Here is a 21,287-nt window from a genome sequence, read left to right as displayed (position 1 = left end):
GCTGCGGGCTGGGACGTGCGCTGCTTGCGACCCTCAGCCGCGCATGCCCAGAGTGAAGGGCAGCACCATCTCCGCCCCGGCCCCGCGCAGCTCTCGGGCGGCCACGGTGAGCGTCCAGCGGGAGATCACCTCGTCGTCCACCAGCAGCACGGCAGCACCCTGGATCTGGGAGGCCATCTGCTCCGGCACGCTGAACCGCCCCAGCAGGCCTGCCAGGCGGAAGGCGCTGTTGGCCTCCGGAGAGCTCGACGGCCCGCCCTCGACCGGTTCCAGAGCACCGGCGTAGGGGAGCTGCCCCACCTGGGCCACGCCGCGAGCCAGTGAGGCGATCAGCTGCGGGTGCCGGCGCGAGGGCACCGAGACGACCACATCCGGGCGGCGCGGCCAGTCCCATTCGGAGAGGACCCGCACCACGGCGCCGGCCAGCTGATCAGGCACCGCGGCGTCCTCACTCTGGAGCGCCTCGCGCACCGGCGGGCCCCATCCGAGGTCTGAGAGCCGGGCCAGGGCTCGGCCCTCCTCGGCCACTTCGCCGGGGCCGAGCCGGCCCTTCAGAGACAGGCCCAGTGCGGCCAGGCCGGTGGGCCACTGCTTCCGTGGGGCGATCTCCACCCCGACCCGGTCCATCGAGGCACGTGCCTGGCTGACCGAGTCCTGGTCCAGCTGGCGCGGATACCAGGGGCCCGCGCAGGTGTCGCACCGGCCGCAGGCGGTGGCGGCGTCGTCGTCGAGGGTCCCTGCCAGGTGGGCCATCCGGCACTGACCGGGCTCCAGCCGCTCGTAGTCGAGCATCGCCTGCTGCTCGGCGCGGCGCAGCCGCAGGATGGTGTCGTAGCGCTCGGCGTCGTACTGCCAGCCCTGCCCTGTGGAGACCCAGCCGCCGCGCACCCGGTGCACCGCGCCGTCCACCTCCAGGACTTTCAGCAGCAGCTCCAAGGGGGAGCGTCGGATCTCCACCATCGTCTCCAGGCGAGCCGCTGAGAGCGGCTCCTCCGGATGCTCAGCCAGCGAGGTCAGCACCGCATCCGCCCGCTGCTGGGTGGGCATGGAGGCCTGGGCGAAGTGCTCCCAGATCCGCACGTCCTCCTGACCGGGGAGCAGCAGCACGTCCGCACTGTCGACTGCACGCCCGGCGCGTCCGATCTGCTGATAGTAGGACACCGGCGACGACGGCGCCCCCAGGTGCACGACGAATCCCAGGTCCGGTTTGTCGAAGCCCATGCCCAGCGCGGAGGTGGCGATCAGCGCCTTGACCCGGTTCTCCTTCAGCGCGGCCTCGAGCTGCTGACGTTCGTCCGGGTCGGTCTGGCCGGTGTAGGCGGCGACCTCATGACCGTGCTCGCGCAGATGCCGGGTCAGGTCCTGGGCCTGGGAGACGGTCAGCGCATAGACGATGCCGCTTCCGGTCAGCGAGCCCAGATGTTGGGTCAGCCAGGCGATCCGCTGCTCGGACTCCGGCAGTGTGAGCACCCCGAGCCGGAGCGAATCGCGGCTGAGGCTGCCACGCAGCACCATCACCTGCTGATCGCTGGTGTCGCCGGCCGGGGCCAGCTGCGCGGCGACGTCGTCCACGACCCGCGAGTTGGCCGTCGCCGTAGTGGCCAGCACCGGGACCTCAGTGGGCAGTCCGCGGACGATCTCCCCGATCCGGCGGTAGTCGGGACGGAAGTCGTGGCCCCAGTCAGAGATGCAGTGGGCCTCGTCCACCACCAGCATGCCCAGCCGCTCGAGCAGCCCGGGCAGCACTTCGTCGCGGAACCGAGGGTTCGCCAGGCGCTCCGGAGAGATCAGCAGCACATCCAGCTCATCGGCGGCCAGCGCCTCCACCACGGAGTCCCATTCGTGGGCGTTCGCGGAGTTCACCGCCTGCGCGCTGACTCCGGCTCGAGCCGCGGCTGCGATCTGGTCCCGCATCAGGGCGATCAGCGGAGAGACGATCAGGCTCACGCCGCGGCCCCGACGGCGCAGCAGATGCGCGGCCAGGAAGTACACGGCTGACTTGCCCCATCCGGTCTTCTGCACCACCAGCACTCGGCGCCGCTGCTCCACCAGGGCGGAGATCGCCTCCAGCTGACCGGGGCGGAAGTCTGCGTCCCGCCCGGTGAGGGCGGTGAGGCGCTCCCGGGCTTCGGCGTGGAAGGCTGCGGAGGGAGGAATCGGTGAGGAGGTCACGGTGTTCACTCTGCCACAGGGGTCTGACACATCGCGCCGGTTCTCCACAGCATGCGGGACGGGTGAACATCACCGCCTGTCAGCCCTCGGCGCTGGATCATCAGCGCCACCGGATCTTCTTCAGGGAAAGGACCCTCCATGACCTCCTCCGGCTCAACCCCCGTCTTCGACGCCGCCACTCTGCGTGCCCGTGCCGAGACTCTGCTGCAGCTCCATCATCGGGACGCTCCGGTGGTCCTGCCCACCGCGTGGGACGTCTGGTCCGCGCGGCTGATCGCCGACGCCGGCTTCGACGCGCTCACCGTGGGCAGTCACCCGCTCGCCGACTCGCTGGGCGCGGGCGACGGCGAAGACATGACCCTGGACCAGGCGCTGGAGGCGATCGCGCGCATCACCGCCGCCGTGGACATCCCGGTCTCGGCCGACCTCGAATCCGGTTATGACACCGATCCCGCGGAACTGGTGGAGAAGGCGCTGGCGGCCGGCGTCGTGGGTATCAACATCGAGGACACTGTCCATTCCCGCGGTCAGATGCGTGGCGCTGAGGAGCATGGCGAGTACATCGCCGGAATCCGCCGGGCCGCCGAGGCGGCCGGAGTCCACCTGGTGATCAACGGCCGTACCGACGTCTATAAGCACGCGGACGATTTCGCCGATCCGCTTGCCGAGACTCTGCACCGGCTGTCTCTGCTGGAACAGGCCGGCGCGGACAGCCTCTACCCCGTGGGACTGCCCAGTGAGCAGGTCCTCACCACGATCCTCGAGCAGGTCAGCACGCCGCTGAATGTCACGGCGCATCCCGAACGCGGCGCCATCCCCGAGGGGCTGGCTCTGCCGCGGCTGGCCGAACTGGGGGTCAGCCGGATCAGCTTCGGTCCGTTGCTGCAGATGGCGCTCGGCGAGCAGGCTGCGCAGCTTCTGGGCCGGTGGAACGAGCAGTGAACGGTTGAGATACGAGTAAGGCCCCGTCCCTCCGAGGAGGAACGGGGCCTTACTGCTCTGGTGGCTCCGACCGGCGTCGATCCGGTGACCTTTCGATTCAGAGATCGTTGCGTTCGGGGGCGATGAGCTCGAAGCGGCGAACCGCTCGAACTCTCCGATTACTGCGATGCTGACTAGTGGTTCAACATCCTGATCGCCCGCTCCTTGAAAGCCGGGCTGCACTTCTTGAGCATAACCCCGACCCTCTTCGTTCAATAGATCGGAGCAGGACCCATGACTGGTCATCACCAAGCGGAAACCCGCCGAATGCTCGTGTTTACAGCGAGTTGCAGAAATGACAGGATGCGGCAGGCACGCGTATAGATCGAATGAACATATCCAACTTGAAAACATGTGATGATCCGAAACCTGACTAAGCTGTCAACTACGGTTGCCCTGGCGCTTGTCCTGCCGCTTGCAACAGCAACTGGAGCCTCGGCGAGTGGCACGCCAACTCAGACCTCTGCGGCGCAAGTAGAAGCGACCACCCAGGCTGCAATCGACGCGCCGGCCCCTGAAGAAGGAAGCCTTTTCGATACCGTCGCTAACGCCGCTACCGAAGACGAGAAGCGAGAGATTCTGGTAGCAGAAGGGTTCGAACAAGTTTCGGGCGAGGGTGAACGCTATGAAAAGACCGTTGACGGGGTGACTTTGGGCTGGAGTATCGACACATCTGTTGACCCCGGGACCATCCAGCCTATGTGGAGTGTTGGTTGGAGCAGTGGACCTTACGTAGCTGCCACTGTGAGCCAGTGGCAGTCGGCTGCCTCGACTGGAACAAGCGTGGGCGCACTGGCCTGTGGCTTTATTGCTAACGTGTGGGGCGGAATAGGATGCGCTGCAGCTGGCCTCGCAGTGTCAGAGGCGATCGATGCGTACGACCCAGGAGCAGTGGGTAGCACGTGCATGGCTGCAAAGCCGACTAATCCGATTACGGTCTTCCCGGTATCCAGCTGCTGATAGACATCTCTCAGGTTAGGAGACCGTGATGCTGATCAAATTTGGACCTAGCCTCGCGATTCTGTTGCTCGGCTCGTTGAGTATTGGTATCGCAGCTGCCGGAACCATTGGTACCAGTGACCAATGGGTGAATCACGGGGTCGCAACAGTTTTGGCCGCGATGATTTTGACCGGACTGTCCTACGCGCGGGGTTGGGCTCACTTCGCTTGGCCTCCGGTTTTAGGCTTCTTGGTCGCTTCGATAGGGGTCGTTACGGCCACCGGCATGCTGATCAACATTGGCTATGGCTTGTTGCTTGTACTGACGTTGTGGCACGCATATCAGGCTGAGAGGCCCCGCTCCGAGCGGGTGACCGATTAATTGGAAGCCTGATCTAGAGAGCGCTATCTCCAGTACTTCGGAGATAGCGCTCTTTAGTTGTGGGGCTGATGCAGGAACAGGGTGAACTGTCCTGGGTTGTGTTCCGATCCCTACGTGCCGGTTTGCCAAGCGAATCACCGACTACCAGCGGCTCCGTCGGGTCGGTGAGGAGTGGCCGCGGAGCTAGCTGTACGAGGCCAGGACATCGCTGAGGCGTTCTGGGAGTCACAAGGCGAGCGGTTGGCCACGCAGCTTCTGGGCCGGTGGAACGAGCAGTGAACGGTTGAGACACGAGTAAGGCCCCGTCCCTCCGAGGAGGAACGGGGCCTTACTGCTCTGGTGGCTCCGACCGGCGTCGATCCGGTGACCTTTCGATTTTCAGTCGAACGCTCTACCAACTGAGCTACAGAGCCATACTCGCCAACAAGCATACCGCGAGCTTGGCGCCTCAGCTCTGGCGAGAGCGACCCTGACGGGACTTGAACCCGCGACCTCCGCCGTGACAGGGCGGCGCGCTAACCAACTGCGCCACAGGGCCTTATTCATCTGTTGTGCCGTTCAGCACGAGGAGAAACTCTACCAGGCTTTCTCCGCCTCCGCAAAATCGGTGACCGGTCTCTGCGGAGAGTACCCCCAACGGGATTCGAACCCGTGCCGCCGCCGTGAAAGGGCGGTGTCCTAGGCCGCTAGACGATGGGGGCGCGAACCCTCGTGGGAACCTATAAGAGTTTAGGGGCAACTCCCAGGGGCGCGCAAATTCAGTGGGACGCGCAGATCAGTCACGCCACCACTGGTCCTGGATCGAGACTGGAACAGTGCGCTTATGGCGAGTGGCCAGATAGCGCCTCTCCAGCTTCTCCGCCTCATCCGCCGGGATCTCGCGGCCCTCTAGGTAGTCGTCGATGTGGTCGTAGCTGATCCCCAGCTCGGCCTCATCCAGCTGTCCGGGGTTCTCATCGAGCAGATCGGCGGTGGGGGCCTTGGTGTAGAGCGGCTCCGAGGCGCCCAGGTGCTTCAGAAGCTGCCGGACCTGGCGCTTGTTCAAGGTGAACAGCGGCAGGACGTCGGCGCCGCCGTCACCGTGTTTGGTGAAGAATCCGGTGATGGACTCCGCGCCCTGGTCGGTGCCGACCACCAATGCCTGCTGTTCGCCGGCCACTGCGTACTGAGCGGTCATCCGCAGGCGGGCCTTCACGTTGCCGCGGTGGTAGTCCCTCAGGTTCCGTCCGAAGCTCTCGGTGAAGGCCACATCGACGCCGGTGACGGCCTTCTCGATGTTGAAGGTGTGGGTGTGGTCCGGTCCGATGAACTCCAGAGCGCGGGCGGCGTCGTCCTCATCCTTCTGGATGCCATGGGGAAGCCGCATGGCATGGAAGGAAGCGTCCACGCCCTGATCGCGCAGCTTCTCCACCGCCAGCTGGCACAGCTTGCCGGCCAGGGAGGAATCCACGCCGCCGGAGATGCCGAGCACGAAGCCCCGGGCTCCCACCGACTGCAGATACTCCGCCAGGAAGTCGGTGCGGCGCCGCACCTCCTCCGCCGGGTCGATCTCCGGCTTGACGCCCATCTCTTCGACGATCTCAGACTGTAGCTCGCGCATGCCCCGAGTCTAATCACGCAGAAGTTTCCTGGAAATGAAGGTGGCGAGGCGGCGTCCCCTTACGATAGGTGCGTGATCGTCGGTGAGTGAGCCCCAGGAGCAGCCGTGGCAGAGCCCTGACGTCCGTGGGCTGGCCCTGTTGCTGCTGGTCACTGCCCTGGCCTTCGGCAACTACGCCGGGCTGCTCTCCGTGGTGCCGCTGTGGGCCTCGGCCGGTGGGGCTGCCAGCGTGGCCGTGGGAGCCACCACCGGGGTGATGATGGGTGCCACCGTGGCTGCGCAGATGGCCTCACCCTGGCTGTTCCGCCTGATGAGCCTGCGCGGGATGATCATCCTCGGCGCCGTGCTCCTGGGAGCCCCGACGCCGCTCTACGTCCTCTCCGACGGCCTGCTCTGGATCCTGCTGATCACCGCAGTGCGCGGCATCGGGTTCGCCATGATGGTCGTGGCCGGCGCTGCTCTGCTGGCCGAGCTGGCCGGCATGGGCAAGCTCTCCACTGTGGCCGCGCTCTACGGGGCCGCGGCCGCTCTGCCCAACCTCGGGGCCCTCTCCGGTGGTGTCTGGGTGGCTCAGACGGTCAGCTTCGAGGTGGTCTTCTGGGGTGCGGGCATCGCCTCGCTGGCAGCGGCCGGGCTCAGTGCGCTGCTGCCGGCAGTGCGCACCGAGTTCTCACTCAGCTCGCTGGCCGGCATGGGGAAGGTCCTGCCTCCGCTGCTCCTCTTCCTCCTCACCGCGGCCGCCTTCGGCGCGCTGACCACGTTCCTGCCGTTGGCGGGTCCCGACGCCGGCCAGGCCGCCACGGCTCTGCTGGTCGCCTCGATCGCACTGATCCTGGGCCGCCTCGGCGCCGGAGTCATCGGCCGTTCAGGAGCCGGGCGGCTGGTGGTGCTCTCCACTCTGCTCGCCGGTGCTGGGCTGGGGCTGCTGGCCCTCTCCCTGCAGGGTCCGCTGCCGCTTCTGCTGCTCGGTTCGGCACTGGTGGGAGCAGGGTTCGGGGCTGCGCAGAACGACTCCTTCGTGGTGACCGTGGAACGGTTCGGTCCCGGCAAGTCCGGTGCGGCCAGCACGGTCTGGAACGTGGCCTATGACGGAGGGTTCGGCGTCGGGGCAGTGGCACTGGGCGCTGTCATCGGGGCCGCGGGCTACAGCGGGGCCTTCGCCGCGATGGCGGTGGCGGCGATCATCATCGCTGCAGCGATGCCCCTGGTCACTCGAGGCCGCGAAGCCTGAGCCCAGCAGAGATACAGCCCAGCAGAGATACAGCCCAGCAGAAATCCACTTCCGCGGGGTGCCGCCGAGGGGCGGGGAGCAGGCCGGCGTCGAGGATGTCTGGGTCCACCCCGAGTACTCCGACACGGCCCATGACCATGACATCGCCGTGGTCACTCTGGACCGTGCCGTCGATGCTCCGACGATCGAGCTGGCTGATGATCCAGCCTTCCCGGCCGCGGGCCAGGACGCCTGCCAGGGCGATTCGGGCGGTCCGCTCGTGGTCGGCGATCAGCTGGTCGGCGTCGTCTCCTTCGGCAACGGTTGTGCGCAGGCCGGGTACCCCGGGGTCTATGCCCGGGTGAGCAGCTACGCGGACCAGATCAGCGCGCAGCTCTGAGGCGGGCAGGCCCCTTCAGGGATCCAGGTCTGCTTCAGAGGTCCAGGGCTGCTTCAGAGGTCTAGGTCGGCGTCGCCGTCCAGCAGCCAGTTGTGCCGCAGCCGCAGCGCCCGCTCAAAGCTGGCCAGAGCAGCGGCGACGACCAGCGCGGTGTTCGCCCAGACCGGCAGATGCAGCGGTGAGCTGAAGGTCCCCACCACATCGGCCACCGCCTCGATGCTGGTGATCTCTTCGAGCAGCTGGGGGATGCCCAGCACCAGCGCGACCACCAGAACCACCAGGGACACGACGCCGATCATGCGGCTGGCCAGCGGATGCCGGGCCGCGAAGCGGGCCCGGTAGCCCTCGTTGGAGTCCGCATCCGGGGTCAGCTGCCGCTCCGGCCCGCCCTCCTGGGGCACATAGTGCATCCGCCTGACCCCGAAGGTCGAGGCCGCCACCTCGATATGCCCGCCCGGCACGGGGAAGGCGGCCGGCAGGGTGGACTCCGCCTCATGCCGCCCGTCCAGGTACAGGTGGGCCTTCTCGTCGAGGTCGAAGTGGTCCAGGCTGACCGCGTAGACCCGAGTGCTTCCCTCCATCCGCAGGTGGAACAGTGACCGGTGGGCCAGATGCCACCAGCGGAAGGCCTTGAGATGATGCCCGTCGCCGGGCTTGACCTTGTTCTGCCGGCGTCGGCGGCTCCATCCTGCGAACATGGTTCTTCAGCGCAGCGCTGCGCCCATCCGTTCCACAGCCTCGGTGATGGTCTGCTGGGAGGCGGCGAAGTTCAGCCGCGCATGGCGCTCGCCGCCCGTGCCGAAGGGATGTCCCGCCGTCAGCGCGACCTTCGCCTGCTGCAGCAGGAACTTGGCCGGTCCCTTGATGGGGGTCTCCTCGCCGCCTTCGGCCACGTCGTCTTCAAAGCCGTAGGCGCTGAAGTCCAACCAGGCCAGATAGGTCCCCTGCGGGGCGGTCCAGGTCAGATCCGGAAGATGGTCGCTGAGCAGTTCGCCCAGCAGCCTCCGGTTGGAGTCCAGCCCCGCCAGCAGCGCCTCCAGCCAGTCTCCACCCTCGCGGTAGGCCGCTGTCTGGGCGATGACCCCGAAGTGGCTGGCGCCGTGGGCCGCCTCCCGGGGCAGTTCGCTCAGCTCGGCGACGGCCTCCTCTCCGGCGACCAGCAGACCTGCCTTGGTGCCCGCCAGGTTCCACGCCTTCGACGCCGCCATCACGGAGAAGCCGCGCGGATCCACCGACAGGTACGGGACGAACTCGGCGTCGTAGGTCAGGGGTGCGTGGATCTCATCGGCGACCACCCGGATGCCGTACTTCTCGGCCAGCTGGGCGACCTGCTCCAGCTCCTCCCGGGAATGCACCGCACCGGTGGGGTTATGCGGATTGCACAGCAGAAACGCCGCGCTGCCGCCCAGGGTGCGCAGGTTGAACGATTCCTCCAACATCTGAAGGTCCAGCCGACCGTCGGCCCCCAGCGGAGCTTCGACCACCCGCATCCCGGCGCTGCGCGGATAGTTGAAGAACGGGGGATAGACCGGGGAGTTCACGATCACGGTGTCGGCCAGATCCGTGACCAGCTTCAGCGCCTCCACGACGCCGGTCATCACGTCCCGCACCGGGCGGATCTGTGTCAGCGCAGGCTTCCAGCCCCAGCGGGCGGAGGCGAACTCGGAGAGCGACTCCGCGAACTCGCCGGAGAAGGGATAGCCGGTGTCGCCCAGCTCCACCGCCCGGTGCAGGGCCTGGGCCACCGGCTCAGCCAGAGGCACGTCCTGCTCGGCCACCCACAGCGGCAGGACGTCATCGCCGAAGGCCCGCCACTTCGCCGAGCGGCGCTGCCGGAGCTGATCGAGGGAGAGCTGTTCCAGGGGATTGGGGAGCTGGCTCATGCTCTGAGCCTACTCAGATACGCTCGACGGTGTGACAGATGAAGAACAGCGAGAGGTCGGCGTCGGGCCGCGGGAGGGCCCGTGGCCGGAGGGTGAGCACTGGGATCCGGAGCTGCTGCGCGACGGGGACCGCCGCAACGTGGTGGACGAATACCGGTACTGGAGCCGCGAGGCGATCGTCGCTGACCTGGACCGACGCCGGCACGGCTTCCACGTGGCCATCGAGAACTGGCAGCACGACTTCAACATCGGCACGGTGGTCCGCACCGCCAACGCCTTTCTGGCCGCCGAGGTGCACATCATCGGCAAGAGGCGCTGGAACCGGCGCGGGGCGATGGTCACCGACCGCTACCAGCATGTGAGGCACCACCCGAGTGTGGAGGACTTCGTCGAGTGGGCGCAGCAGGAGGGGCTGCCGGTGATCGGCGTCGATCTCTTCCCCGAATCTGTGCCGCTGGAGACCTATGATCTGCCGAAACGCTGCGTGCTGGTCTTCGGGCAGGAGGGACCGGGACTCAGCGAGGAGATCCGGCAGGCCTCGCGGGACACGCTCTCCATCGCTCAGTTCGGCTCCACGCGTTCGATCAACGCGGGGGTGGCGGCCGGCGTCGCCATGCATGCCTGGGTGCGCCAGCACCGCTTCGGGTGAGTTGAGTGGAATCAGAGTTTCTCGAGTAACGTGGTGCCGCTCACTGTCCGCCAGTCCCAGGAGTTCGTTTGTCTGACCAGGCCTACCTCGTCGTCGCGCTGATCCTCTACTTCGCGGTGATGATCGCCATCGGGATCTACGCCTATCGGCGCACCGACGACCATGAGGGCTATCTGTTGGCCGGGCGCAGGCTGCCCTCCTGGGCGGCAGCGCTGAGCGCAGGCGCCTCGGACATGTCCGGCTGGCTCATGATGGGCCTGCCCGGTGCTATCTACCTGACCGGCCTGATCGAGGCGTGGATCGCCGTCGGACTGACCCTGGGCGCCTATCTGAACTGGCGGATCGTGGCACCGCGGCTGCGCTCCTACACCGAGGTGGCGAAGAACTCGATCACCATCCCCAGCTTCTTCGAGAATCGGCTGCATGACCGCAGCCGCCTGCTGCGCATCGTCTCCGGGGTGATCGTGCTGGTGTTCTTCACCTTCTACGTGGCCTCCATGATGGTCGCCGGCGGCGAGTTCTTCCGCCTGGCCTTCGACACCCCGTACCTGACCGGCATGTTCGTCGTCGCCGGCGTCACGCTGCTCTACACGCTGCTGGGCGGATTCCTGGGCGCCTCGCTGACCGATGTGGTTCAGGGTGCGATGATGCTCTTCGCCCTGCTCATCGTGCCGGTGATCGCCCTGTTCTCCCTGGGCGGGGTGGGCGAGGCTGTGGCCGTGATCGAGGACGTGGATCCCTCACGGCTCTCGCTGATCGGCGGGGAGGCACTGACGGCGGCCACTGTGGTCGGCGTCGTCTCCGCGCTGGCCTGGGGCCTGGGCTACTTCGGCCAGCCCCACGTGATCGTGCGCTTCATGGCGCTGCGCAGGCCCTCTGAGGCCAAGGCGGCCCGGCGGATCGGCATCGGCTGGATGGCGCTGTCCCTGCTGGGAGCAGTGGTGGCCGGGCTGGTGGGTGTGGCCTACTTCAACGACACCGAGCACAGCCTGGAGAACCCGGAACATGTGGTCCTCGCGCTGTCTCAGATCCTGCTGCACCCGCTGGTCGTAGGCCTGGTCTTCGCCGCCGTGCTGGCCTCGATCATGAGCACGGTCTCCAGCCAGCTGATCGTGAGCTCCTCGGCCTTCGTGGAGGACATCTACCAGGTGCTCGGGCGCAGAACCTCCCCGCGGCGCCTGCTGCTGATGGGCCGGGTCTGCGTGCTGCTGGTGGCCGTGGTGGGCGTGCTGCTCGCGCTGAACCCCGGTGGAACGATCCTGGAGCTGGTGGCCTTCGCCTGGGCGGGCTTCGGGGCCTCCTTCGGGCCGGCCATCCTGCTCTCCCTGTTCTGGCGGCGGCTCAGCGCCTGGGGTGCCCTCGCGGGCATGGTGGCCGGTGCGGCCACTGTGTTCCTGTGGTCGGCCTTCGGCCCGGAGGTCTTCGGGGCGACGCTCTACGAGATCATCCCCGGCTTCGCGGCCAACGTGCTGGTCGCCGTCGTGGTCAGCCTGCTGACCTTCCGCGAGGACCCGGAGCTGGAGCGCGAGTTCGACCTGGCCGTGGAGCAGGCCAAGTCCTGACCTTCTGCTGTCCTGGCCCTCTGCTGTTCTGACCCTCGTTTTACCACCCTGAATTCGGATTACCCCCGCGTATACGGGTGGGTAAAGCGAAAATCGCTTGGTAAAACGAGGGTTGTAGGGGAGGGGTGGAGGCTCAGCCCTTCAGGCGGCGCATGGTCTGGTGGGACAGGACCCGGCTGACCGCCGGCAGCTGAGAGAGCGTGGAGATGCTCAGCGCCTCGTAGGCCTCACCGTCGGCCACCTGGACCCTCAGGTAGTAGTCGGGCTGGCCGAACATGCGCCGCACCTCGGTCACTTCGGGCACCGCGACGGCGGCGGCCTCGAAGTCCTGCACAGTGGCCGTGTTGTTCACGGCGATGTCCACCGCCACGATCACCTCGAACCCCTGTCCGGCGGCCTTGGGGTTCAGCGCGGCGTGGTACCCCTCGATCACCCCGTCCTTCTCCAAGCGCTGTACGCGACGCAGGCAGGGGGCGGGGGTCAGCCCCACGCGCCGGGCCAGTTCAGTGTTGCTCAGCCGAGCGTCCCGCTGAAGCTCGGCAATGATCGCACGGTCCAAGTCATTCACCGAGTGGTTATTGCGCATAATCTGAGAATATCATCGCGCGGAGGCAATTTCTGCGCCTGATATTTTGACTATTATTGCCCTGTGCATGATGCTCCGAAGGACGACGGCCGCCTGCTGCGTCTGACCCCAGCCGCCCGCGCCGGGCTCTCCGTCTCCTTCGCCGTGGCGCTCTACGGCCTCTCCTTCGGCGCCCTGTCGGTGGCCTCAGGGCTGACCTTCTGGCAGACCGTGGCGCTGAGCGCGCTGATGTTCACCGGGGGATCGCAGTTCGCCCTCATCGGGGTGCTGGCCTCCGGCGGCTCTCCGGCCACCGCGTTCACCGGGGCCACGCTGCTGTCGGTGCGCAACACGATCTACGCGGTCCAGCTCAAGGCGCTGCTGAACCCCACCGGCCTCGCCCGGTACGGCGCCGCCCAGGTCACGATCGATGAGTCGATGGCCGTGGCCACCGCTCAACAGACCCAGGCCGAGCGGCGTCGCGGCTTCTGGATCACCGGAGTGGGCGTCTACATCGGTTGGAACATCGCCACAGTGATCGGGGCCGTGGCCGGAGACCACATCGCCGAGCCGGAGGCCCTCGGGCTCGACGGCGCCGTGGTCGCCGCCTTCCTCGCCCTGCTCTGGCCGCGTCTGCGCTCCAAGGAGCCGTGGGCCCTTGCGGTGCTCGCCGCGCTGGTGACCACGCTGACCATGCCCGCGGTGCCGGCGGGCATCCCGATCCTCATCGCCGCCGGCGTCGCGGTGATCTGGGGCCTGATCTCAGCCCGCCGTCAGGAGGCGGTGAGCCGCGCATGAGCAGTCTGTGGATGTGGATCCTGCTGGCCTGCGCCGCCGCCTACGCCACCAAGATCATCGGCTACCTGGTGCCCGCCGCCTGGCTGCAGCACCGGCTGGTCACTCAGATCTCCGGAGTGCTCACCGTCGCGCTGCTGGCCGCGCTGGTCGCGATGAACACCTTCTCCGGCGACGACGGCCTCTCCTTCGACGCACGCGTCGGCGCGCTGCTGGCCGCCGCCGTCGCCCTGCTGCTGCGGGCCCCGTTCATCGTCGTGGTGCTCGTCGGTGCCGCGGCCGCAGCAGGCCTGCGGCTGCTCGGCGTCCAGTAGCGATCGCGTCGTCGGGGCCGGTCCCGCAGGAATCGGTCAGGCGTTCACAGCGACGCCGCCCACCGACTCAGGAACTCTGCGCCGGCCTCATCATGGATGGCCCCGGACTCGGAGACCAGCACCGGGTACTCGGTCTCCGGGATGCCGTCGGCCGGACGCACGTCCACATGGCTGACAGTGTGACCCTGCTCGTGAAGCCAGTCGGCCATCTTGTAGTCGCTGCGTGAGTCGCCCATGGTGTACCAGGCCTGCGGGCGGATGCCCTGCTCGGCCAGCAGGCTCAGGCTCCGGGCCGCCCCTAGGTCCTTGCCCAGGCGCTGGTGCTCCACATCCGTGGAGATGATCGTCGGGTCGATCCGCACCTCATCCAGGCCGCGCTTCTCCAGCAGGGCGCCTATGGCGGCGTCGAACTCCTTCTGGGCGGCCAGGTAGTCCTCCGAGGCGACCTCCACGTGCTGCTCCACGGAGACCATCGCACGCTTGGTCTCGTCGAAGAACATCAGCTCCGAGAAGCGCTCGGCCACCAGGTGCCGGACCTCCTCGCCGAGGGCAACAGGCAGTCGGAGCTCCTCGTCCACCGAGATCTCGCCCAGGCCCTGCGGGGTGACCTCGGCCCAGACGGCGCCCTTCTCGCTCACGGTATGCACAGGGGTCGAGGACTGCAGTCCGGCCGCGCGCAGCACCGGGACCACCTGTTCGGCGATGAACGCATCGGAACGCCCGGTGTTGAAGATGACGGGGATCCCGGCGTTGGCCATGGCCGCCAGGTCCCCGCCGATCGACCCCACCGCCACCGTCCGGGAGACCGGGGAGGCGATGGGGCCGTCGACGTCGAGCAGCAGCCCGAAGGGCGGTGTGCTCACTTCTTGGTCCTCATCAGGTCATCCAGCATCAGTGTCACACCGGTGCCGAACATGATGGCGTCCTTGGCGATCGGCGTGCCTGCCTCTGTGGGCCGGATGCCGTCCTCCTTGGTCATCTCCGGGGTGCGGAAGTACATGGCCATCAGGGCGCCGGAGAACCCGGCCAGGCCGGCGCCGGCCATCCAGCTGGGCACGAACGGGGTCAGCAGGGCGGCGCCGAGTGCCACCTCGCTGCGGGAGAGTGCCTTGCGGAAGGTGCCGGGGGAGAGCTTCTTCACCGGGGGAACGCCGTTGGCGCCCATGTCCTGCATGCCGGCGGCCGCCTCATCGGGCAGCTTCTTGATGTCCAGTCCTGCGTTCAGGATCAGGGCGCCGGCGGTCACTCGTGCGGGGAGATGGCTGAGTTTCATGCCCGCCAACCTAACAGGAGCCCGACGCCGCTCCGTAGGGGCTGGATCACTCTGCTCACCTGTCGGACGCGGTGCTGTCGGGGTGACCCCTTCGGGGCCGCTGGTTAGGATGGGGGCGAGGGCACCGACGCCGTCGCCGCCATCGATTCAGACCTGAAGGAGTTCAGCGTGGCTATTGCAACACCGGACAAGTACAACGAGATGATCGACGCCGCCAAGTCCGGCGGCTACGCCTACCCGGCTGTGAACGTCACCAGCTCGCAGACGCTGAACGCCGCCATCCGCGGTTTCGCCGAGGCGGAGTCCGACGGCATCATCCAGGTCTCCACCGGTGGTGCCGCCTACTGGTCCGGCGCCTCCATCAAGGACATGGTGGCCGGCTCGCTGGGCTTCGCCGCCTTCGCCAAGCAGGTCGCCAAGAACTACGGGGTGAACATCGCCCTGCACACCGACCACTGCCCCAAGGACAAGCTGGACGGCTTCGTCCTGCCGCTGCTGGAGGCCTCCGAGGCTGAGGTCAAGGCAGGCCGCGACCCGATCTTCAACTCGCACATGTGGGACGGCTCCGCAGAGACCCTGGAGGAGAACCTGCGCATCGCCGCAGAGCTGCTGGAGCGCACCTCCGCCGCCAAGCAGATCCTCGAGGTCGAGATCGGCACCGTCGGCGGCGAGGAGGACGGTGTGGAGAACGAGATCAACGAGAAGCTCTACTCCACCGTCGAGGACGCCATCGCCACCATCGAGGCTCTGGGCACCGGGGAGAAGGGCCGCTATATCACTGCGCTGACCTTCGGCAACGTCCACGGCGTCTACAAGCCGGGCAACGTGAAGCTGCGCCCGGAGATCCTCAAGGAGATCCAGGACGCCGCCGGCGAGAAGTACGGCAAGGACCGCCCCTTCGACCTGGTCTTCCACGGCGGCTCCGGCTCCACCGAGCAGGAGGTCCGCGACGCCGTCAGCTACGGCACCATCAAGATGAACATCGACACCGACACCCAGTACGCCTTCACCCGTCCGGTGGCTGGTCACATGTTCTCCAACTACGACGGGGTCCTGAAGGTCGACGGCGATGTCGGCAACAAGAAGACCTACGACCCGCGCGTCTGGGGCGCCAAGGCTGAGGAGTCCATGGCCGCCCGCATCGTCGAGTCCGCGCAGTGGCTGGGCTCGGCCGGCAAGTCGGTCAAATGATGCGCTGAGCGTCCACGCGCCCTTGGGATCACCCCGCTGATCTCCTGCGGACCCGCCCTTCTGGGGCGGCCCGCAGGAGATCGGCGGGGTGATTTCGTCTCTGTGGGTGTGCCAAGATCACTGGCATGCGCGACCAGCTGATCCTCCTGGACTTCGACGGCACTCTCTGCCTGGGCGATGACCCGGTGCTCTTCTACGCCGAGGAGGTCGATCGCCTCCTGGCTGAGCAGGGCAGGGACGGTCCCGAGGCCGGCACGGTCCGCGCGGCTGTGGAGCGTGCCTTCGCGCAGAACACCCTGCTCGCTTCCGAGATCCGCTACGACGCCTCGGGGTGGCCGCTGCACGTGGACCAGGAGGCCGTCCGCTCAGCCGCGGCACAGGAGGCGGGGAAGGCCAAAGCCCATCCGACCTCCTGGCCCCTGCAGGACGGCTACCAGCTGGTCCAGCTGCTCGCCGTCCAGGCGGGACTGACCGATGAGGAGGCCGGCGTCGCCTTTGCGCAGGGCCGCCGGGCTCTGCTGGCCCGCGGACTGGAGCACTCGGACGTCCACGCCCCTCAGGGGGTGGAACAGCTGCTGGCTCAGCTGCGGGAGGTGGCCGGCGTCGTGCTGATCACCAACTCTCCCGCCGATGCCTTCGGCCCCTGGTTGCAGCATCTGGGGCTGACCGACAGCTTCGATGCAGTGATCAACGGGGCGCAGAAGCCCTTCGGCATGCCGGCCGCGGTGCGTGCCGCCCAGGAGCAGGCGGCTCGGGCCGACGGCGGCCTGGAGGTGGTCCCGGAGCGGATCATCTCGGTGGGGGACATCTGGCGCAATGATCTGGAGCATGTCCACGCCCAGGGCGGCACCACGGTGCTCATCGACCGCTTCGGCACCGGGCTGGGTGATCCCACTCGCCGTGTGCAGCAGTGGAGTCAGGTCTCTGATCTGCTGACGGAGATGACCCACGTAAACATTGGGTGACAGCTGATCCAACTGCGCGGTGCCAGGTTGTCGCCCCTCATGCCGCACTCTAGAGTGATGCTCATAACTGCGCCTGTCAGCGCCTCACCGGCTGATCGCTGCGCAGGCGGCCGTCGCGGCCGCTCACCTGCATCTTGAGGAAAGAGGGAAATCCATATGCGTTTCACGACCAAGTCTGCCTTCGCGCTGGCAGGCGTTCTGACCCTGGGGCTGACCGCCTGCGCCGGCGATGAGGGCGACGTCGACAACGAGGGCGGCGAAGGCGGCGGTGATTCCGGCATCGAGTCGGTGGACACCATCACCATCGGCCTGGTCCCGGCCACCGACTCCGCCACCGAGGCCGAGGAGGAGAACGCCAACGCGCTGGCGGACCAGCTCTCCGAGGCACTGGACGGCTTCGACGTCGAGATCTTCTTCGCCGACAGCTACCTGGGCGTCATCCAGGGCATGCAGGCCGGCGACGTGCAGCTGCTGATGTCCGGTCCGGTGGGCATGATCCAGGCCGAGGACGAGGCAGGCGGCCACCCGATCCTCCAGTCCATCCGCTACGGCGAGGACCAGTACGTCACCCAGTGGTTCACCAACGACCCGGACACCTACTGCCTGGACGACGTCGTCGAGGACGAGAACGGCTTCTCCTTCTGCAACGGCATCTACGACGAAGAGTCCGGCGAGATGGCTGAGTACGGCCCCATGGGTGAGGACGCCCTGGAGCTGATCGAGGACGGCACCCCGGTGGCCTACGTGGAGGAAGGCTCCGCCTCCGGCTTCTACTTCCCGCAGACCCAGCTCAACGACCTCGGCGTCGAGGTGGACGCCCAGTTCTCCGGCGGCCACGACGAGGCCGTGCAGAACGTCTACAACGGCGAGTTCCCGATCGGCACCTCCTTCGACGACGCCCGCGAGAACATCGCCGAAGAGAACCCCGACGTCGGCGAAGAGCTCGTGGTCTTCGCCTGGGCCGGACCGATCCCGAACGACGGCATCGTCGCATCCGATGAGTTCGACGAGGACGAGCTGGAGGTCCTGAAGGAGGCCTTCCTGTCCTTCGGCGAAGAGGTTGAGGTCGGCGATGAGGACGAGGGCACCGAGGGTGACCCGCTGTACCAGGTCTACGAGATCGAGGGCCTGGCCGAGGCTGACGAGGACGCGCTGGACGTCGCCCGCGAGGTCTACAACGACTTCGGCGACGAAGCCGGCGAGTGACTCGTTCTGCTCACTGAACTCAGTGACATTCTCTGAGAACCTGGGGCGCGGTCCGGCCGAGCGCCGGGTCCGCGCCTCCAGTGCTGAGGACCCTACCCACATGATCACTTTCGAGAACGTCCACGTCGTCTACCCCAACGGCTTCAAAGGCCTGAACGACATCTCCCTGACCATCGAGCAGGGTGAGTTCGTCGCGATCATCGGCCTCTCCGGAGCCGGGAAGTCCACGCTGATCCGCGCGGTCAACGGCCTGGTGCCCTATACCGACGGCACGCTGACGGTGGGCGACACTGTGGTGGACCCGAGGAACAAGGCCAAGCTGCGCCGACTGCGTTCACGGGTCGGCATGATCTTCCAGCAGTTCAACAACGTCGGCCGCATCAGCGTGCTGAACAACGTGCTGATCGGCCGCTCCGCGATGACGCCCACCTGGCGCTCGCTGCTGGGCTGGTACCGCCCCGAGGACAGGGAGATCGCGTTCCAGTCCCTGGAGCGGGTGGGGATCGTCGACAAGGCCTATAACCGTGCGGCCGCCCTCTCAGGCGGTCAGCAGCAGCGCGTGGCCATCGCCCGCGTGATCGCCCAGGACCCCGAGGTCATCCTGGCCGATGAGCCCGTGGCTTCCCTGGACCCGCCCACGGCGCGCAGGGTCCTCGGGGACCTGCGGCGGATCCAGAGCGAGCTGGGCATCACCTGCGTGGTGAACATGCACCATCTGGACCTCGCCCGGGACTACGCCGACCGCATCATCGGCATGCGCGACGGCGAAGTCGTCTTCGACGGACCCACCGCGGAGGCCACCGACGCCGTCATCCAAGAGGTCTACCAGCGGCCCCTCAGCCAGGAAGACGTCGTCGAGGGGGCTCAGTGACCGAGCTGGCCGACCGGCCGGCGGCACTGAGCACCGGCCCCTCGAAGAGACCCTCGCCGTCCAAGCCCTCGCTCTCCTCCTACCTGCTGCTGGTCGGCGTCGCTGTGCTGGCCTTCGCCTTCTTCTGGTGGACGCGCGAAGACACCGCAGTGCTGTTCCTGCCGCTGGGCTTCACCACGCTCTGGGCCCCGCAGTGGCCGCTGATCGGCTTTCTGGTGATGCTGGCCGTCCTGGGGCTCTGCCGAGCCACGCGGGTCAGCGCCATGGGCGCCTTCGGCGCGCTGACCTGCGTGATCGTCACCTACTGGGCCGGCTCCAGCATCTACTTCCTGGAGCGCATCACTGAGGTGCCCGGTCGGCTGACCGGCGGCAGCACCCGCGAGCAGCTGGTGGGCTACTTCAACCCGGACTGGTCGTATCTCTTCCTCTCGAACGTGGCCGGCACCTCCCGGCCCATCTGGGGCGAATGGCTGATCACCCTGTGCATGGCCGTGGTGGCCACGATCGTGGGATGCTTCATCGGGCTGCTGCTGGCCATGGTGGCCTCCCCGGTCTCCAGTCCGAACAAGGCCACCAGCCAGGGCTTCAAGAGCCTGAACTCCGTGGTCCGCTCGATCCCCGACGTCGGCTGGGCGCTGCTCTTCGCCGCGTTCATCGGCAGCACCGCCTACGGCTTCGGTGCGCTGGCGGCAGTGCTGGCGCTGATCATGTTCAACATCGGGATCGTGGCGAAGCTGCTCGGCGAATCCATCGACGCTGTGGCGCCCGGTCCGCTGGAGGCCGCCGACGCCTCCGGAGCGACCCTCTGGCAGCGCAACCGCTGGTCCGTGCTGCCGGCGGTGATGCCCAGCTTCATCTCCTACAGCCTCTACGTCTTCGAACTGAACGTCCGTGCCTCGGCCGCGCTCGGCGTCGTCGGAGTGGCCGGCATCGGTGGCGAGCTGAGCCGTCAGATCGGGCGCATGTCCCAGGGGTATGAGCACGTCGGAGCCATCCTGTGGGCGCTGGTGGCTGTGGTGCTGGCGGTCGATCTGCTCTCACTGTGGATCAGGAAGAGGCTTCTGTGATGACGAAGGCATCGATGACCTACGGGCAGAAGATCGCGGTGACCCTGGTCCTCGCCGTGCTGGTGGCCGCCGGCTCCGTGCTGCTGACCGCGGCCCCCGCCGCCGAGACCTCGGACGTCTTCCGTCGAGCCATGTGGGGCTCGGCGGCCTGCACAGGGCTGATCGCCCTCGCCCTGGCGGTCTACGGCGCGGCCTATGCGGCCACCGGCAGGCGCCGGGCGAAGGAGACCGAGCGGCTGAAGACCGGCGAGCGTGCGTTCACCCCGGACGCCCTGGATCAGCGCCCCGTGCGACCCTCGAAGTTCTGGTACAACCTGGCTCTGATCTCCATCGGAGTCCTGTTCGTCTCCTCCGCGGCGGGCACCGGGATGACGCTCTCCGCTCTGATCGAGATGCCCTTCCGGATGTGGGACTACATCGTGCAGATGGTGGGCGGCGTGGCCCAGGTCCCGGATGAGGAGGCCCAGGGCCACTGGGCCGACGCCTTCGACGCGATGCTGGAATCGGTGGCCATCGCCTGGATCGGCACACTGGTGGGCGCGCTGTTCTCGCTGTTCTGCGGCATCCTCGCAGCCCGGAACATGACTCCGTTGGCGATCTACATCCCCATGCGGTTCATCCTCTCCGTCATCCGTGCGGTGCCGGAGCTGGTCTTCGCCGTGGCGATCTTCATCCCCCTTCTCGGTGTGGGCCCGGCGAATATGGGCGGTGCTATGGCAGGCGCCTTCGCACTGGGCATCAGCAGCATCGGCACGCTGTCCAAGCTGATCTCCGAGGCCATCGAAGGGGTGGACCCCGGACCGCTGGAGGCCGCCATGGCCTCGGGCGCCACCCACCTCCAGCGGATCCGCTGGGCGGTGCTGCCGCAGGTGCTGCCTGAGGTGCTGGCGATCTGGCTCTACCGCTTCGAGGTCAACATCCGCGCCTCCGCCATCCTGGGCGCACTGGGCGCCGGCGGCATCGGCCGGCTGATCAGCCCGCCCAATGGGCTCTTCGGCCAGCGTCCTTATGAGTGGGACGCCATCGGCATCACCCTGTTCGTGATCATCCTGATCACCATGCTGGTGGACCAGGTCTCCGGCTTCGTGCGGCACCGCGTCATCCACGGCGCGACTGTGCGCCGGAAGAAGGCCGCCAAGAGCGCAGGAAACGACGACGGCGGTTCGGGAGACACCCGCGCTGCCGCAGTCCCGGTGTGAGAGGGCACGCGTGAGGCGGCGTGTCTGAGACGGTATGTCTGAGGTGGCAGGGGGCCGACGGTG

21 protein-coding genes and 3 tRNA genes are annotated in these 21,287 nt (G+C 67.4%); 14 read left to right on the top strand and 10 right to left on the bottom strand.

The window, feature by feature from the left end; genetic code table 11:
* Positions 1 to 33 precede the first annotated feature (33 nt).
* Positions 34 to 2,172: a RecQ family ATP-dependent DNA helicase gene (locus JOF45_RS10515; protein ID WP_378578033.1), complete on the bottom strand. Its 2,139-nt coding sequence runs from the start codon at positions 2,170 to 2,172 to the stop codon at positions 34 to 36.
* 138 nt (positions 2,173 to 2,310) lie between these two features.
* Here JOF45_RS10515 and JOF45_RS10510 point away from each other — a divergent pair, with 138 nt between their 5' ends.
* The gene (locus JOF45_RS10510; protein WP_210049656.1) at positions 2,311 to 3,114 is read left to right on the top strand and encodes an isocitrate lyase/PEP mutase family protein; all 804 of its coding nucleotides are present in this window, start codon (positions 2,311 to 2,313) and stop codon (positions 3,112 to 3,114) included.
* 1,027 nt (positions 3,115 to 4,141) lie between these two features.
* Positions 4,142 to 4,474: a hypothetical protein gene (locus JOF45_RS10505; RefSeq protein WP_210049654.1), complete on the top strand. Its 333-nt coding sequence runs from the start codon at positions 4,142 to 4,144 to the stop codon at positions 4,472 to 4,474.
* 337 nt (positions 4,475 to 4,811) lie between these two features.
* Here the strand turns inward: JOF45_RS10505 and JOF45_RS10500 are convergent.
* The 4 genes from JOF45_RS10500 to nadE form a co-directional block, all read right to left on the bottom strand.
* Positions 4,812 to 4,887 (bottom strand) — tRNA-Phe (locus tag JOF45_RS10500).
* A gap of 51 nt (positions 4,888 to 4,938) precedes the next feature.
* Positions 4,939 to 5,012, bottom strand: a tRNA-Asp gene (locus JOF45_RS10495).
* A 90-nt stretch (positions 5,013 to 5,102) separates the two neighbouring features.
* Positions 5,103 to 5,175, bottom strand: a tRNA-Glu gene (locus JOF45_RS10490).
* Positions 5,176 to 5,249: 74 nt separating this feature from the next.
* Entirely contained in the window at positions 5,250 to 6,074 is an 825-nt protein-coding gene (gene nadE / locus JOF45_RS10485) for an ammonia-dependent NAD(+) synthetase (protein WP_210049651.1), read from the bottom strand.
* 82 nt (positions 6,075 to 6,156) lie between these two features.
* Here nadE and JOF45_RS13655 point away from each other — a divergent pair, with 82 nt between their 5' ends.
* Together JOF45_RS13655 and JOF45_RS13650 are read left to right on the top strand one after the other, a co-directional pair.
* On the top strand, positions 6,157 to 7,305 hold the full coding sequence (locus tag JOF45_RS13655; RefSeq protein WP_342591468.1) for an MFS transporter: 1,149 nt from the start codon (positions 6,157 to 6,159) through the stop codon (positions 7,303 to 7,305).
* 58 nt (positions 7,306 to 7,363) lie between these two features.
* Positions 7,364 to 7,684, top strand: coding sequence for a trypsin-like serine protease (locus JOF45_RS13650; protein ID WP_342591467.1), 321 nt, complete (start codon positions 7,364 to 7,366; stop codon positions 7,682 to 7,684).
* 53 nt (positions 7,685 to 7,737) lie between these two features.
* Here JOF45_RS13650 and JOF45_RS10475 read toward each other — a convergent pair whose 3' ends face one another.
* Positions 7,738 to 8,382, bottom strand: coding sequence for a hypothetical protein (locus JOF45_RS10475; RefSeq protein ID WP_210049647.1), 645 nt, complete (start codon positions 8,380 to 8,382; stop codon positions 7,738 to 7,740).
* A gap of 6 nt (positions 8,383 to 8,388) precedes the next feature.
* Entirely contained in the window at positions 8,389 to 9,567 is a 1,179-nt protein-coding gene (locus JOF45_RS10470) for a MalY/PatB family protein (protein ID WP_210049645.1), read from the bottom strand.
* A gap of 31 nt (positions 9,568 to 9,598) precedes the next feature.
* On the opposite strand from JOF45_RS10470, the gene JOF45_RS10465 reads away from it, so the two are divergent.
* Together JOF45_RS10465 and putP are read left to right on the top strand one after the other, a co-directional pair.
* Entirely contained in the window at positions 9,599 to 10,216 is a 618-nt protein-coding gene (locus JOF45_RS10465) for a TrmH family RNA methyltransferase (RefSeq protein ID WP_210049642.1), read from the top strand.
* 68 nt (positions 10,217 to 10,284) lie between these two features.
* Positions 10,285 to 11,778 (top strand): sodium/proline symporter PutP, encoded by a 1,494-nt coding sequence (putP, locus tag JOF45_RS10460; RefSeq protein WP_210049640.1) that lies wholly within the window; start codon positions 10,285 to 10,287, stop codon positions 11,776 to 11,778.
* Positions 11,779 to 11,911: 133 nt separating this feature from the next.
* Here putP and JOF45_RS10455 read toward each other — a convergent pair whose 3' ends face one another.
* Positions 11,912 to 12,364 carry an Lrp/AsnC family transcriptional regulator gene (locus JOF45_RS10455; RefSeq protein WP_245324205.1) on the bottom strand — a complete coding sequence of 151 codons (453 nt, stop codon included), beginning with the start codon at positions 12,362 to 12,364 and terminating at the stop codon, positions 11,912 to 11,914.
* 63 nt (positions 12,365 to 12,427) lie between these two features.
* On the opposite strand from JOF45_RS10455, the gene JOF45_RS10450 reads away from it, so the two are divergent.
* Complete coding sequence (locus JOF45_RS10450; protein ID WP_210049638.1) at positions 12,428 to 13,141, top strand: AzlC family ABC transporter permease; 714 nt, start codon at positions 12,428 to 12,430, stop codon at positions 13,139 to 13,141.
* On the top strand, positions 13,138 to 13,452 hold the full coding sequence (locus tag JOF45_RS10445; protein WP_210049636.1) for an AzlD domain-containing protein: 315 nt from the start codon (positions 13,138 to 13,140) through the stop codon (positions 13,450 to 13,452). Before JOF45_RS10450 ends, JOF45_RS10445 begins: the two co-directional genes overlap by 4 nt.
* A gap of 44 nt (positions 13,453 to 13,496) precedes the next feature.
* On the opposite strand, the gene JOF45_RS10440 is transcribed toward JOF45_RS10445, so the two are convergent.
* Together JOF45_RS10440 and JOF45_RS10435 are read right to left on the bottom strand one after the other, a co-directional pair.
* Positions 13,497 to 14,315 (bottom strand): Cof-type HAD-IIB family hydrolase, encoded by an 819-nt coding sequence (locus JOF45_RS10440; RefSeq protein WP_210049634.1) that lies wholly within the window; start codon positions 14,313 to 14,315, stop codon positions 13,497 to 13,499.
* Positions 14,312 to 14,725: a hypothetical protein gene (locus JOF45_RS10435; protein WP_210049632.1), complete on the bottom strand. Its 414-nt coding sequence runs from the start codon at positions 14,723 to 14,725 to the stop codon at positions 14,312 to 14,314. The genes JOF45_RS10440 and JOF45_RS10435 overlap by 4 nt, the downstream gene beginning before the upstream one ends.
* Positions 14,726 to 14,893: 168 nt before the next feature.
* Here JOF45_RS10435 and fbaA point away from each other — a divergent pair, with 168 nt between their 5' ends.
* The 6 genes from fbaA (at position 14,894) to JOF45_RS10405 (ending at position 21,224) form a co-directional block, all read left to right on the top strand.
* Entirely contained in the window at positions 14,894 to 15,916 is a 1,023-nt protein-coding gene (gene fbaA, locus JOF45_RS10430) for a class II fructose-bisphosphate aldolase (protein ID WP_210049630.1), read from the top strand.
* A 125-nt stretch (positions 15,917 to 16,041) separates the two neighbouring features.
* The gene (locus tag JOF45_RS10425; RefSeq protein ID WP_210049628.1) at positions 16,042 to 16,881 is read left to right on the top strand and encodes an HAD family hydrolase; all 840 of its coding nucleotides are present in this window, start codon (positions 16,042 to 16,044) and stop codon (positions 16,879 to 16,881) included.
* 156 nt (positions 16,882 to 17,037) lie between these two features.
* Positions 17,038 to 18,087 (top strand): phosphate/phosphite/phosphonate ABC transporter substrate-binding protein, encoded by a 1,050-nt coding sequence (locus JOF45_RS10420; protein ID WP_210049626.1) that lies wholly within the window; start codon positions 17,038 to 17,040, stop codon positions 18,085 to 18,087.
* A 22-nt stretch (positions 18,088 to 18,109) separates the two neighbouring features.
* A complete protein-coding gene (gene phnC / locus JOF45_RS10415) occupies positions 18,110 to 18,958 on the top strand; it encodes a phosphonate ABC transporter ATP-binding protein (protein WP_342591466.1) in 849 nt (282 codons plus the stop codon).
* On the top strand, positions 18,955 to 20,025 hold the full coding sequence (locus JOF45_RS10410) for a PhnE/PtxC family ABC transporter permease (protein ID WP_210049624.1): 1,071 nt from the start codon (positions 18,955 to 18,957) through the stop codon (positions 20,023 to 20,025). Before phnC ends, JOF45_RS10410 begins: the two co-directional genes overlap by 4 nt.
* Positions 20,025 to 21,224 (top strand): PhnE/PtxC family ABC transporter permease, encoded by a 1,200-nt coding sequence (locus JOF45_RS10405; RefSeq protein WP_245324204.1) that lies wholly within the window; start codon positions 20,025 to 20,027, stop codon positions 21,222 to 21,224. The genes JOF45_RS10410 and JOF45_RS10405 overlap by 1 nt, the downstream gene beginning before the upstream one ends.
* Positions 21,225 to 21,287 lie beyond the last annotated feature (63 nt).

It is taken from the genome of Nesterenkonia lacusekhoensis (assembly GCF_017876395.1).
Taxonomy (GTDB): Bacteria; Actinomycetota; Actinomycetes; order Actinomycetales; family Micrococcaceae; genus Nesterenkonia; species Nesterenkonia lacusekhoensis.
The sequence above is the reverse complement of the archived record's forward strand: the minus strand, read 5'-3'. Positions and strand labels throughout refer to the sequence as shown.